Annotated in this window: 15 protein-coding genes; 13 read left to right on the top strand and 2 right to left on the bottom strand. The window is 42.2% G+C overall.

Translation table 11 applies throughout. The features are described from left to right. Window positions 1–4: 4 nt before the first annotated feature. The 5 genes from mnmG to ACFQU8_RS04570 all read left to right on the top strand — a co-directional run bounded on the left by mnmG (window position 5) and on the right by ACFQU8_RS04570 (window position 5,549). Window positions 5–1,897 (top strand): tRNA uridine-5-carboxymethylaminomethyl(34) synthesis enzyme MnmG, encoded by a 1,893-nt coding sequence (gene mnmG, locus ACFQU8_RS04590; RefSeq protein WP_382358014.1) that lies wholly within the window; start codon window positions 5–7, stop codon window positions 1,895–1,897. 18 nt (window positions 1,898–1,915) lie between these two features. Next, on the top strand, window positions 1,916–2,632 hold the full coding sequence (gene rsmG, locus ACFQU8_RS04585; protein WP_382358012.1) for a 16S rRNA (guanine(527)-N(7))-methyltransferase RsmG: 717 nt from the start codon (window positions 1,916–1,918) through the stop codon (window positions 2,630–2,632). Between the two features lie 291 nt (window positions 2,633–2,923). Then, window positions 2,924–3,790, top strand: coding sequence for a nucleoid occlusion protein (gene noc, locus ACFQU8_RS04580; RefSeq protein ID WP_382358010.1), 867 nt, complete (start codon window positions 2,924–2,926; stop codon window positions 3,788–3,790). Window positions 3,791–3,955: 165 nt separating this feature from the next. Next, complete coding sequence (locus ACFQU8_RS04575; protein WP_382358008.1) at window positions 3,956–4,729, top strand: ParA family protein; 774 nt, start codon at window positions 3,956–3,958, stop codon at window positions 4,727–4,729. Further along, entirely contained in the window at window positions 4,710–5,549 is an 840-nt protein-coding gene (locus ACFQU8_RS04570; RefSeq protein ID WP_382358006.1) for a ParB/RepB/Spo0J family partition protein, read from the top strand. Before ACFQU8_RS04575 ends, ACFQU8_RS04570 begins: the two co-directional genes overlap by 20 nt. A 317-nt stretch (window positions 5,550–5,866) precedes the next feature. Here the strand turns inward: ACFQU8_RS04570 and yyaC are convergent, their stop codons facing one another. Beyond that, window positions 5,867–6,529 carry a spore protease YyaC gene (yyaC, locus tag ACFQU8_RS04565; RefSeq protein ID WP_382358004.1) on the bottom strand — a complete coding sequence of 221 codons (663 nt, stop codon included), beginning with the start codon at window positions 6,527–6,529 and terminating at the stop codon, window positions 5,867–5,869. An 85-nt stretch (window positions 6,530–6,614) separates the two neighbouring features. On the opposite strand from yyaC, the gene ACFQU8_RS04560 reads away from it, so the two are divergent. The 7 genes from ACFQU8_RS04560 to rpsR all read left to right on the top strand — a co-directional run bounded on the left by ACFQU8_RS04560 (window position 6,615) and on the right by rpsR (window position 11,391). Further along, window positions 6,615–7,640: a YkvI family membrane protein gene (locus ACFQU8_RS04560; RefSeq protein ID WP_382358002.1), complete on the top strand. Its 1,026-nt coding sequence runs from the start codon at window positions 6,615–6,617 to the stop codon at window positions 7,638–7,640. A 71-nt stretch (window positions 7,641–7,711) separates the two neighbouring features. Continuing rightward, window positions 7,712–8,614 (top strand): mechanosensitive ion channel family protein, encoded by a 903-nt coding sequence (locus ACFQU8_RS04555; RefSeq protein WP_382358001.1) that lies wholly within the window; start codon window positions 7,712–7,714, stop codon window positions 8,612–8,614. Window positions 8,615–8,626: 12 nt separating this feature from the next. After that, on the top strand, window positions 8,627–8,824 hold the full coding sequence (locus ACFQU8_RS04550) for a DUF951 domain-containing protein (RefSeq protein WP_382357999.1): 198 nt from the start codon (window positions 8,627–8,629) through the stop codon (window positions 8,822–8,824). Window positions 8,825–9,040: 216 nt separating this feature from the next. Then, entirely contained in the window at window positions 9,041–10,141 is a 1,101-nt protein-coding gene (ychF, locus tag ACFQU8_RS04545) for a redox-regulated ATPase YchF (protein WP_382357998.1), read from the top strand. A 165-nt stretch (window positions 10,142–10,306) separates the two neighbouring features. Then, window positions 10,307–10,600 carry a 30S ribosomal protein S6 gene (gene rpsF / locus ACFQU8_RS04540; protein ID WP_382357996.1) on the top strand — a complete coding sequence of 98 codons (294 nt, stop codon included), beginning with the start codon at window positions 10,307–10,309 and terminating at the stop codon, window positions 10,598–10,600. Between the two features lie 12 nt (window positions 10,601–10,612). Then, complete coding sequence (ssb, locus tag ACFQU8_RS04535) at window positions 10,613–11,083, top strand: single-stranded DNA-binding protein (RefSeq protein ID WP_382357995.1); 471 nt, start codon at window positions 10,613–10,615, stop codon at window positions 11,081–11,083. A gap of 77 nt (window positions 11,084–11,160) precedes the next feature. Continuing rightward, the gene (gene rpsR, locus ACFQU8_RS04530) at window positions 11,161–11,391 is read left to right on the top strand and encodes a 30S ribosomal protein S18 (RefSeq protein WP_382357994.1); all 231 of its coding nucleotides are present in this window, start codon (window positions 11,161–11,163) and stop codon (window positions 11,389–11,391) included. A gap of 108 nt (window positions 11,392–11,499) precedes the next feature. On the opposite strand, the gene ACFQU8_RS04525 is transcribed toward rpsR, so the two are convergent. Continuing rightward, window positions 11,500–11,991 (bottom strand): YIP1 family protein, encoded by a 492-nt coding sequence (locus ACFQU8_RS04525; protein WP_382357993.1) that lies wholly within the window; start codon window positions 11,989–11,991, stop codon window positions 11,500–11,502. Between the two features lie 364 nt (window positions 11,992–12,355). On the opposite strand from ACFQU8_RS04525, the gene ACFQU8_RS04520 reads away from it, so the two are divergent. Further along, window positions 12,356–13,303, top strand: a complete 948-nt coding sequence (locus ACFQU8_RS04520; protein ID WP_382357992.1) for a YybS family protein — start codon at window positions 12,356–12,358, stop codon at window positions 13,301–13,303. Window positions 13,304–13,320 lie beyond the last annotated feature (17 nt).

Raw genomic sequence — 13,320 nt, 5'->3', positions numbered from 1 at the left:
AGAGATGGTCTATGACGCCGGGCATTATGATGTCATTGTCGTTGGAGCCGGTCATGCTGGAGTTGAAGCAGGTGTCTCTGCAGCCAAGATGGGTGCCAAAACGTTAATGCTGACCCTGAACCTGGATATGGTTGCTTTTATGCCGTGCAATCCGTCACTTGGCGGTCCGGCAAAAGGAATTGTCATTCGTGAAGTGGATGCACTTGGCGGTGTGATGGGTAAAGTCATTGATAAAGCACACATCCAAATGCGTATGCTGAACACACGGAAAGGACCTGCTGTGCAGGCTTTGCGGGCACAGGCAGATAAGCCGTTATATATTAAAGAAATGAAGCATGTCTTAGAAAATCAGGAAAATTTGACTCTAAGACAGGGCATGGTCAATGAGCTGATTATGGAAAACGGTGAGTGCCGCGGCGTTCTCACCGAGACAAAAGCTGCTTATTATGCTGATCAGGTCATTATCACAACAGGCACCTTTATGCGTGGTAAAGTGCTGATGGGGGACCTCGAGTATGAAAGTGGCCCGAATAATCAGCGCGCCTCGATTAAACTGGCTGAAAATCTGGACAGCATGGGCCTTAATTTAACACGTTTTAAAACGGGCACACCTCCAAGAGTCAACAGCCATTCAGTCGATTATTCACAAACGGAGGAGCAGCCAGGTGAACCAAGACTGCAAAGCTTTTCCTATGAAACAACAGATTATTTAGCGGATCAGATTCCGTGCTGGCTGACGTATACCAATGAGTTTACCCATCAGGTTATTAACGACAACTTGACGTCGTCATCTATGTACTCCGGTATGAAACGGGGAACTGGTCCACGTTATTGTCCTTCAATTGAAGATAAAATTGTCAGGTTCCATGATAAGCCGCACCATCAGATTTTCCTGGAGCCAGAAGGAAGAGATACGGAAGAAGTATACGTCCAGGGTCTGTCAACATCTTTGCCGGAAGAAGTGCAGCATGAGATGGTCAAAACGGTTCCTGGATTAGAAAATGCCGAAATTATGCGGATGGGGTATGCGATTGAGTATGATGCTGTTGTGCCGACACAATTATGGCCAACCCTTGAATTGAAAGCTGTTCCTGGGTTGTTTACAGCAGGACAGATCAATGGCACATCCGGCTATGAAGAAGCAGCTGCTCAAGGAATCATGGCTGGTATTAATGCGGCCGCTAAGGTTACCGGCCGGGACCCGCTTGTTCTCGACCGCTCACAGGCCTATATTGGCGTTCTCATTGATGATCTTGTGACAAAAGGGACAAAAGAACCTTACCGTCTGCTGACATCGCGGGCTGAGTATCGTTTGCTTCTGCGTCACGACAATGCCGATTTACGTCTTACGAAAGTTGGTTATGACTACGGCCTGATCAGCGAGGAACGGTATAGTCAATTTGTCGAGAAAAAACGCCTCGTTGAACAAGAAAAAGAACGCTTGGCTAAAATCACGCTTAAACCGGAGCCAGCTGTTCAGCAAATGCTCCAGGAAGCAAATAGTTCCCCGCTTAAAGAGGCTGATAATGCTTATAAAATGCTAAAACGGCCGGAAATCACTTATGCTATGCTGGAGAAAGTCATTGAATCAGATGAATTGCTGCCCGACGTTGTTAAGCAGCAGACAGAAATTCAAATTAAGTATGAAGGCTATATTAAAAAAGCCAATGAGCAAGTTGAGCGGATGCTTAAAATGGAAAACAAAAAAATTCCGGATAATCTGGATTATGACGCTATTGACGGCCTCGCGTACGAAGCTAAAGATAAACTCAAAAAAGTCCGTCCGCTTTCGGTCGGGCAGGCATCACGCATTGCCGGCGTCAATCCGTCTGATGTTTCGATTCTGCTTGTCTATATTGAGCAGGGCAAGATCGCTCGTACAGCCACTGCTAATTAGCATTAAAGGAGTTTATTCATGAAACCTGACCAATTTGTCCAGGCTCTGTATGACTATGGAATTCATTTGAATAAAACGCAGCAGAAGCAGTTTGCTGATTACTTTCAAATATTGGTAGAATGGAACGAAAAAATTAATTTAACAACACTGACAGCAGAAGAAGATGTCTACTTGAAACACTTCTATGATTCACTTTCAGTCGCGTTTTATTACGATTTTACCGGAAGCTTGTCAGTTTGTGATGTGGGTGCCGGGGCTGGATTCCCTGGTATCCCTCTAAAAATATGTTTTCCGGAGCTTAAATTGACAATTGTTGACTCATTAAAAAAGCGCATTCATTTTTTGGATTATTTAGTTGATCAGCTTAATTTGCAAAATGTTGCTGTTTACCATGATCGGGCGGAAGCGTTTGGAAGGCAGAAACAATTTAGAGAGTCATTTGATTGCGTTATTTCCAGAGCTGTTGCACGAATGCAGGTATTAAGTGAATTGTGCTTGCCTCTGACTAAACGGAATGGTGAATTTCTCGCTATGAAAGGATCACAGGGAACTGTCGAGTTGAATGATGCAAGGCAGGCTATAACGACTCTGGGTGGAATCGCGGATACGCCCCACACATTTTATTTACCGGAGGAGAAAAGTATTCGTTCTATTATTACCATACATAAACAAAAAGAAACACCTAAAAAATATCCGCGAAAGCCAGGGATCCCCAATAAAGAACCTCTTAATTAATACTGGATTTGATGCCTGATAATGGACAAAGGATGTTCCAGGCATCACTTTCAGCTGCCAGCTTATTATTTTTCTATGACGATTTTATACTCATTCATGTCTATCTGTGGTAGAATAAAGTTAACGTTTGCCGGTACAGGCCAATGATCAGGAGGCCATAACAAATTGATGCACTTATCGTTTAGTTAATCAATTTTGATATGTTCCACGTGAAACATACCATGTCGTTCACATAAAAGGGGATATGATGGTTTTGCATAAAGAGCATGAGTTTAAAGGTGGTGTTTGCTGGTGGTAAGTCCATTGAACCGCATATTCGGGATGGGAGATAAAAATGAAGAAACAACACCGATGGAGGAAAACTACCAGGCAGATGAAGTAATTGAGCTTTCAACTGATAACATTGTACCTAATAGATTTCAGCCAAGAGCGGTATTTAATGATGAAAGATTACAGGAGCTTGCGCAAACGATTCATACACATGGTATGATTCAGCCAATTGTCGTTCGTGAGATTGAAGAAGGCAGTTATGAGCTAATAGCTGGTGAACGCCGGTGGCGAGCTGCTGAGAAGCTGGGGTGGGAGACAATACCAGCCATCATACGCGGTATGACGGATACAGAGATTGCGTCGGTTGCACTGATTGAGAACCTGCAGCGCGAAGAGTTAACAGTTATTGAAGAGGCTAGTGCTTATAACAGTTTATTGGAACTGCATTCGTTAACCCAAGAAGCACTAGCGCAGCGTCTCGGAAAGAATCAGTCAACGATTGCCAATAAAATACGATTGCTTAAGCTTCCGGAACAAGTGCAAACAGCAATAATGGATAAACAAATTACGGAGCGGCATGCACGAGCATTAAGCAAGGTGGATGATCCCGATAGACAGATTCAGGTGCTTGAGCATGTTTTAGAAAAAGAATTAAATGTTAAACAGACAGAAGAATACGTTCAAGCACAAAATCAGCCGGTTGAGAAGCCCAAATCCGCCGAGAAACAGCCTAAACGCAAAGGTGTTAGTAAGGATATTCGGATTGCTATGAATACGATCCGTCAGTCACTGGATATGGTTTCCGATACAGGCATAGATGTTGAAACAGACGAAGAAGATATGGATGATTTTTATCAAATAACGATTAAAATACCGAAAAAGAAATAAGAGGCAGACAGCCTGATATGGACTGATGAAAGGCCATTCATCTTTTTAGATAGTGAAGATGAGTGGTTTTTACATATCAGAAATCTAGTAAATTATTTATTTTAATAGCCCTTCACAAGGAAAAAGTGGTAGAATGATATTGAGAGATGTTAGGTAGGTGACAGCATGGGAAAAATAATATCCATTGCCAATCAAAAAGGTGGCGTGGGGAAAACAACATCAGCCGTAAACTTGAGTGCGAGTCTCGCCCACATGGATAATCGCGTATTAGTTGTTGATACTGATCCGCAGGGCAACGCGACTAGCGGCGTAGGCATTAATAAAGCTGATATGGATCAGTGTATTTACAATGTTCTGGTGGAAGATCTGCCTGCCGAGAACGTATGCGTAGCGACACAAGTTAAGAATTTAGACATTATACCTGCCACTATTCAGCTTTCCGGTGCGGAAATTGAATTAGTATCAACGATATCGCGCGAAATTCGTCTGCAGAAAGCTCTGGAAAGTCTTAAACCGTTATATGACTATATTATTATTGACTGTCCGCCTTCTTTAGGATTGTTGACACTTAACGCTTTAACATCGGCGGATACGGTTCTTATTCCTGTTCAGTGTGAGTATTATGCCCTGGAAGGACTCAGTCAGCTGCTAAATACAATACGCTTGGTTCAAAAACACCTGAACAAATCACTTATGATTGAGGGTGTTCTGCTGACAATGCTTGATGCACGGACAAATCTTGGTCTTCAGGTGATTGAAGAAGTGAAAAAATATTTTCAGGATAAAGTCTATCAGTCGGTTATACCACGGAATATACGGCTGGGAGAGGCACCGAGTCATGGCGAACCTATAATAACGTACGATCCAAAATCCAAGGGTGCTGAGGTATATCTTGAACTGGCAAAGGAAGTGATCAGTCATGGCGAGAGGGTTGGGTAAAGGAATTAATGCATTTTTTCCTTCTGAACTGGAGGAAACAAGTGAAGACGCTGTGCAACAAGTACCTGTAAACGAGTGCCGGCCAAATCCCTATCAGCCGCGTAAGTCCTTCAGTGCAGATGCGATTGAAGAATTAAAGGATTCGATACTGGAATATGGAATTGTCCAGCCACTGATTGTCCGTGAAAGTATTAAAGGTTATGAAATTGTTGTCGGTGAACGCCGCTTCCGTGCTGCGAAAAAGGCTGAACTGGAAACAATGCCTGCCATTGTTAAAAAATTATCCGATAATAAGATGATGGAAGTTGCCTTGCTGGAAAATTTGCAGCGCGAAGATTTAACAGCAATAGAAGAAGCATATGCCTATCATAATTTAATGAATGAGTCAGGCATGACACAGGATGATCTATCCAGACGATTGGGTAAAAGCCGGTCCCACATTGCTAACACAGTTAGATTGCTGGCATTGCCAGAAGAAGTGATGACATCCATTAACAATGGTGAACTGTCGATGGGGCATGGGCGTGCCTTGCTCGGCCTGCAAAACGAAGAACAGATCATGTTCCTTTTCAGAAAAATACTTAAGGAAAAATTGAATGTCCGTCAGGTGGAGGATCTGATCGTCAATATGGACGAACAGCCAAAAAAGAAAAAGACTAAACCCAAAAAAGATGTATTTCTTCAAGAGCGTGAATCTGTTTTGCGTGACCGGTTAGGTACAGCTGTCTCAATTAATCAGGGAAAACGCAAAGGTAAAATAGAGATTGAATTTTACTCTAATGATGATCTCGAGCGTATTCTAGAAACATTGGATCACTAGTTAAGATAAGATGGTTAGCTGCCATTTAAGCTGGTTGCTATAGGCCTTCTGACTGCAATGAACATCAATATTAAGATAGGACTGACTGCTGCGTTACTAGGCTGTCAGTCTTTTTTACGGCCTAAACTTTTTAGAGACGAATCATCGACTTTTCATTTGTGCAGCTGATTATATGTTGAGCCTTGTACAATGCGTGCTGATTTAACTGGGATATAGGTATAGAAAATGTTTCATGTGAAACAAATACCTGTAAGGAAAGAAATCTGAATCGAATTATCATATATGTGACAGACAGAGTAGGGCAGACATCGTTCCGTTTATAATGGATGATTGTCTGCCTTTTGGTTTGATTGCCAGTAAATGTCTTGTTGATAATTAAAGCTATGTTGTGTCAGAACAGTCGGAACTGAACGTGTATACGTTAATTTCTGGTCAATTGTTTCCAATATGGCTGCTATTTTTTGTGCCATCTGAACAACGAGTGCAAGTCTTGTATTCTGCAATGTTGCATGTTCCATAAAGCCACTGATATTGACGACGCCTGTCATATGAATATCTCCAATGGACGGAAGTTTTTTATTTAAAGCTGCTCCTGGGCTCACGGCCCCCATACTCGTCATAATCGTCCCAACAGAAGCTGGTTTACCAAGAGAGGCATCGACAGCAATAATATAGGGATTTTTATGCCAATAATGAATGTGCTGTATATAATCCACTATATTTGTTGCATGGACAGGGTTTGTTAAGGTGCCATACAGATGCAGGTGCCTAAGTTTCATGTCAGCAAGATGTGAACCAGCCAATGGCCCCAGTGCATCCCCCGTAGAACGGTCTGTACCGATGCATATAACAACATATTCTCTGGGAACGGATGGGAACCAGGAAGTTGTGCGATCGGTTATCTTGTCCACGAGCAGTGAATCCGTATGGTGAATTTGCAGTTTTTCCTTCTTAGAAACGAAACGATTCATGAGATTCATAGCTTATCCTCCACAGACATATTGATATTAGTATACGGAAAAAATGATAAAACTATACATTGATGAGCGTAATGGGGGAGAATTCATGTTGAATGCAGGCGTGAAATGGATGTTTTTAATCATCGGTGCTACTATTGGGGCTGGGTATGCATCGGGACAGGAGTTATGGCAATTTTTTGGTTATGAAAGTGGACTGGCTATTCTGCTATTCGCTGTATTTTTCTCGGTGAGCTGCTATGTGATTATGAATGTCAGCTATCATCAAGCATCAAATGACTATTTGCCAGTGCTTCAAATAATCGTTGGAAAACGATTGAGTAAACTGTATGACGTTATGATATTTTTATATTTATCGGCGACAACTGTTGTTATGATTGCCGGAAGTGGTGCGACTGGACAGGCCTTTAATATTCCGTTCTGGTGGGGCGTTCTGTTTATGGCGGTGACTTTGATTATTTTGTTTTTTAGGGATATCAGCGGATTGCTTACTGTGAATCAGCTTGTTTTACCCTTGCTGCTGGGCGGTTTATTGTTCGTTTTACTGTTATTCATTAAGGATCAGGAGCTGAACCCGTTTGCTTACATCAATGAACAGCGCAATTGGACAGCCGCATTTCCTTTTACAGCACTTAATATATTGCCGTTAATTGCTGTACTGGGGGCCGTCGGTCATAAGGTTAAATCAAAGCGGGAGATTTATATTGCTGCCATCGGAAGTGGTCTTATTTTAGGAATCCTTTCGTTCATTTATAACAGCAGTTTAATTCAGATTGCTGATGAATTGCTTCTTTATGAAATTCCGCTGTTTGCAATATTAAACCATTACTCTTTTAAAATATTGATCGTTATGACAATTCTGTTATGGTTTGCAATCTTTACAACGGCTGCTTCCGGGATACTGGGAATGGTGACGAGGATTCAAAGTATGTGGAATGCACCAACGTGGATGCTTGCCGCTCTCAGCATCGCCGTTATGATTCCTTTGACAACGCTTGGTTTTTCAACATTAATCAATTATATTTACCCGGTATATGGGATTTTGAATTTGTATGTTTTAACACGATTGTTGTTATATCCGCTTTGGCGCCATAAAGTTGAGGAGCAGCTATGACGTACTTTGCTTTTCATAATCCTTTCGGTGTTGTAGAATCGATTTATCGATTGACTGCCGGAGGGTTACATGTGAATTTTATTCTGCAGGAATTTCAGGAACTATGGGACTATATCAGCGGTGCTAAGTTTTGGATGGAAGCCGCTGAGAATATTCTTCAGGCCATTGTCATACTGGCCGTGGCCATATTAATAATCCGGATAGGCAACCGGGTTATTAATCGGCTGTTTGAGTCGCGCGCACGCCAATCTCTGCGTATTACAGAACGGCGTGAAGTTACGATTAAAAAACTGATTCAGAACGTATTGAGATATACCGTCTACTTTATGGCATTTATTATGATTTTGGATGGCGCTTTCGGTTTACCGATTAAAAGTTTACTAGCTGGTGCTGGTGTTGCCGGTGTTGCGATTGGCTTTGGCGCTCAAAATCTGGTGCGGGATATTATTTCTGGTTTCTTTATTATATTTGAAGACCAATTTTCAGTTGGTGATTATGTTTATATATCCGGCGTGGAAGGTTATGTGGAGGAAATCGGTGTCCGTACGACTAAAATTATGAGCTGGACTGGTGAACAGCACGTCCTCCCCAATGGCAATGTGACTCAGGTGACCAATTATTCAGTTCATAACGGTCTTGCCATCGTTGACGTTAATATACCTTATGAGAATGATGCTGATCTTGCAGAACAAATTATTGAGGATGTTTCTGCGACATTGCCTGCTTCTTATGAGGAGATTATTAATCTGCCAGAAATTATGGGTGTGCAATCTCTGGAAACGTCGCATTACGCAATCCGAGTGAAGGCAGAAACACTCCCATCCTATCAATGGGCAGGCGCACGGATTATTCGTAAAGAAGTGAAAGAAGTCCTTTATAAACAAGGTATTCAAATACCAGCGCCGCGTCTGGTTATGTACACGCGTGACGAGGAACCGGCATCGTCGAGTGACGAGCGGCAGCGTGACATGTGAGGAGGATTTGATATGGTGGATAAAGAATTCGGCATTAATGATGTTGTCCAAATGAAAAAGCCGCATCCATGCGGCGAAAATCGCTGGAAAATTGTCCGTATGGGTATGGATATCCGGATCAAATGCTTGGGTTGTCAGCACAGTGTTATGATCCCACGCAAACAATTCACTAAAAAGTTAAAAAAAGTAGTGGAACATGCCGAAACTTAAAAATTAGTGTAAAATGCCGTTTTAGTCTTCTAAACGGCTATTTTTTTGTATCTGGGGAAGCAAGAATAATGAAATTAGGCCAATGGCGGGGGAAATAAGCATATTTACGTGCTTATTTTTCCTTTTTGATGACTTGTCATTTAGTTGTCTTCTATCTATAATTGAACTTGATCGATGCGTTCATATGAACGGAATCCTTAAGGAGTGAAAGTGGACATGTCATTGACAGCAGGAATTGTTGGTCTTCCAAATGTTGGTAAATCAACGTTATTCAATGCCATTACCCAAGCAGGTGCCGAGGCAGCAAATTATCCATTTGCAACAATCGACCCGAATGTAGGTATTGTGGAAGTTCCCGACGAACGATTGAATCAATTGAGTGAATTAGTGAACCCGAAAAAAACGATTCCGACAACTTTTGAATTTACTGATATAGCAGGAATTGTTAAAGGCGCGAGTCAAGGTGAAGGCTTAGGGAACCAATTTTTATCGCATATTCGCCAGGTGGATGCGACTTGCCAGGTTGTACGCTGCTTTCGTGATGATAATATCACGCACGTATCAGGCAAAATCGATCCGCTGGAGGATATTGAGACCATTAATCTGGAGCTGATGCTTGCTGACTTGGAAACGGTTAATAAACGGTTGCAGCGCGTCGAAAAAATGGCTCGTCAGAAAGACAAGGAGGCTGTGGCTGAGTACAATGTTCTTATGAGATTGAAAGAAGCATTGGAAGCTGAAGAGCCTGTCCGAACACTGACGTTCTCTGATGATGAATGGAAATTGGTCAAAGGTCTGCAGCTCTTGACATCAAAGCCTGCATTGTATGCTGCTAATGTGAGTGAAGAAGATGTGCAAAACCCGGATGCGAATGAGGACGTTCAGAAGGTTAAGGAATATGCAGCGAAAGAAAATGCTGAAGTGATCGTCGTCTGTGCTAAGATTGAGGAAGAAATTACGGAACTGGACGCTGAGGAAAAAGCTATGTTTCTCGATGATTTGGGAATTGCTGAATCCGGACTTGATCAGCTCATTAAACGCTCTTATCAGCTGCTTGGCCTTGGTACCTTCTTCACAGCCGGTGAACCGGAAGTGCGTGCCTGGACGTTCCCTAAAGGGATAAAGGCACCCCAAGCGGCAGGTGTTATTCATTCCGATTTTGAACGTGGTTTTATCCGCGCTGAGACGGTTTCGTACGAGGATTTAATGGAAGCAGGATCTATGGCTGGTGCCCGGAATAATGGCCGGGTTCGTCTTGAAGGCAAAGAATACATTGTGCAGGACGGCGATGTCATGCATTTTCGCTTTAATGTTTAGGCAACTGACGGATATGACAGGGTGTTAGAAAGAAATCAGGATCTCTCGAATGCTTGTTTTTCAGTATGTATTTTGGTATAATACCGTGATGTGAGTAATAAATAAAAGATTACTCCTTGCTCTTTCTTGGAAAAGAGCCGCTCAGACCAAAAGGAGGTGTAACGGATGAGACAATACGAAATCATGTATATCATCCGCCCGGACATGGAGGAAGAAGCTCAAACAAGCTTAATTGAGCGCTTCAACAACGTGCTGACGGATAATGGGGCGGAAATTGATAAAGTTGATGAAATGGGCAAGCAGCGACTTGCTTATGAAATCAAAGACTATCGTGATGGCTATTATGTTGTCATTAAATTTAGCGGTGATGAAAATCCAGTTAATGAATTTGACCGCCAGGCGAAATTTTCGGATGACATAATCCGTCACATGGCAATTCGAGTAGATGATGAACAATAGGGAGTGGTTCTGATGTTAAATCGTGTCGTACTAGTTGGCAGATTAACGAAGGATCCTGATTTACGCTATACACCCAATGGCGTCGCTGTGGCGAATTTTACCGTCGCTGCTAATCGACCATTCACCAATCAGCAGGGAAACCGGGACGCTGACTTTATTAACTGTGTTGTTTGGCGCCGTGCCGCTGAGAACTTTGCCAATTATATGCGCAAGGGCAGCATGGTTGGTGTAGATGGCCGTCTTCAATCGCGCACGTATGATGATCGGGACGGGAAAACCATCTTTGTTACCGAAGTTGTCGCCGATAGTGTCCAGTTCCTGGAGACAAAAGGCAATGCACCTAACAGAGAACAGCAGTCAGAAGGATCACAGCCAGCTCAGAATCATGATCAGAACCAGATGAATCCATCACAAACGAGTGATAATCCATTCAAAGATAATGGCGAGCCTATCGATATATCAGATGATGACTTGCCGTTCTAAAAAGTTCAGACATCAGGATGCGCATACAATTGCTTATGCCTCCATTGGTCTGTTTTCACTTAAAAGGAGGGTGCTAAATGGCAGCTCGTCGTGGTCGTTCAAAACGTCGTAAGGTATGTTACTTTAAAGCAAATGGTATTACCCATATTGACTATAAAGACGTTGAGCTTTTGCGGAAATTTATTTCGGAACGCGGCAAGATTCTTCCGCGCCGTGTTACGGGAACGTCTGCAAAATACCAGCGTAAATTAACAACAGCAATTAAACGTGCCCGGCAAATGGCATTATTGCCATACGTGGCAGACTAAACAGAAACCCGATTCACTTGAACAGAAAACTTGTGAATCGGGTTTTCTTGTTTCTGCAGCTGACAAGCAGCCCGGCGTCAGCAGCTAGGGAACAGTGATATCAGGGTATTATTTTCGTTTTCGCCGCTTCGGATAGATGGTTATCAGCTTTATCATGAGCAGAAGAATATAAATGATTAATAAAGCAGTGACTATATTGTCGGTATTAACAAAGAAGGCCAGCAAGGTATAAAATAAAAATGGCAGTGTCGTTGTATAAACGGTCAATTTCCAAAGCATAGGAAAACGGACTTGACGCTGTAATAATTTAGCGATGCCTGTGAAAATATAGGATATTAGTGAAATGAATATAAAAACCATAATGGCTAAAGGCAAATAATTAAAAATGAAAAAATAAATCATGAGAAAAACAGTATTCATTTGTGCACCAGCAGAATTGTTGGCCATCAACTGATCAACAAGCGATGGAATGGCGACGATCAGCAGCAGAAGCAGTAAATAGATGATGGTTATATCCATCCCAACTCGATTCAGCTTATGCATGGCTTGTTTTTTTGGCAATTTGATACTGTTAAGAAACGTCTGCCATATTTTTTTCACATTGTCATCTCCAGTTTAATATTTCTGCAATAGCCTTATTATAATAAAAAATAACGGTTAAGGCATTTGTTGGCTATGACGAATCATTGACAGCCAATCGACAAATTTCCGTAAATATTTCCCGGGTAATAAATAAAAGTCTGGAAATGGCCAGGAAAACTTGTGTTGTTCTTTGGCAGATGCTAAATTTTAAGGAAAGTAAATAGCATGTTTATTTGGCAGCTGGCATTTTGGATATGCTGAATTACATACCAATTAAAGCTGAAATCATGTTACCATATAACAATAAGTTGTTATACTGACGCTGACATATCGTTGACGCAGTCAATACACTAGCTCATTATTAACTAAAGAGGTGCAATTAATGGATCAATCGAGACAACTGAAAGATGGCGTCATACTGACAGCTGTGTACATGATTCTAATGCTGATTTCAGGTCTTGTCCCTGTTATTTCAGTCGTTGCTGTCTTTTTGCTGCCTGTGCCATTTACTGTCTATGCTTCCCGTTATGATTGGAAGCCGGCTATTGTGATGTTCTTTGCAGCAGCTGCTCTGTCAGTTTTACTCACTTCAGTCTTTGGTCTGGCACTGGCAATAGTGATGGGGATCGGCGGGATAATGGCCGGAATTGCCATCAGACGGAATCTTTCTGCTTATGAGACCCTGTCCAGAGGGACGATTGGTTTTGTGCTCGGTCTGGTGTTGCTTTTTGTTTTCAGTCAATATGCTCTTCAGACGAATCTGGTTACAGAAATTAATCAGATGATGCAGCAGTCGATCAACGCGAGTCAGGATATGATGGACGAATTCGGTCTGGTGGATTTGACGGAAAAGCAAATGGATATGGTAACGGATCAGCTGGAGATGCTGCGGAATCTGTTGCCGGCCTGGATAGCAATTGGGTCACTTGTATTGGCATGGATCAGTCAGTGGGTCAGTTACAAAGTGATTGACCGCTTGGACTCTAAAGCGTTGCGTTTCCCGCCATTTCGGTTACTCAATCTACCGGTATCTCTGATCTGGATTTATCTTGTTGCGTTAATTCTGTCGCTTTTTGATCTTGATACGTCCGGCATGGTCTTTACGGCTGTTAATAATGTGCTGATGCTCACCGGCATTTTTATGCTGTTGCAGGGGTTTTCGTTTATCTTCTTTTATGCTCACGAGAAGCATAAGTCAAAGGCTCTCCCGATTATTAGCATCATAGTGACCGTATTTTTGCCGTTTATCTTTCTTTTCCTTATTCGTCTGTTGGGTATATTAGATATAGGCATTTCTTTAAAAGACCGGATTTCCAATGATAAAACGTAAGTGGTGTTCAAGTAGGA

The sequence above is a fragment of the Lentibacillus kimchii genome (assembly GCF_042666895.1).
Taxonomy (GTDB): Bacteria; Bacillota; Bacilli; order Bacillales; family Amphibacillaceae; genus Lentibacillus; species Lentibacillus kimchii.
The sequence above is the reverse complement of the archived record's forward strand: the minus strand, read 5'-3'. Positions and strand labels throughout refer to the sequence as shown.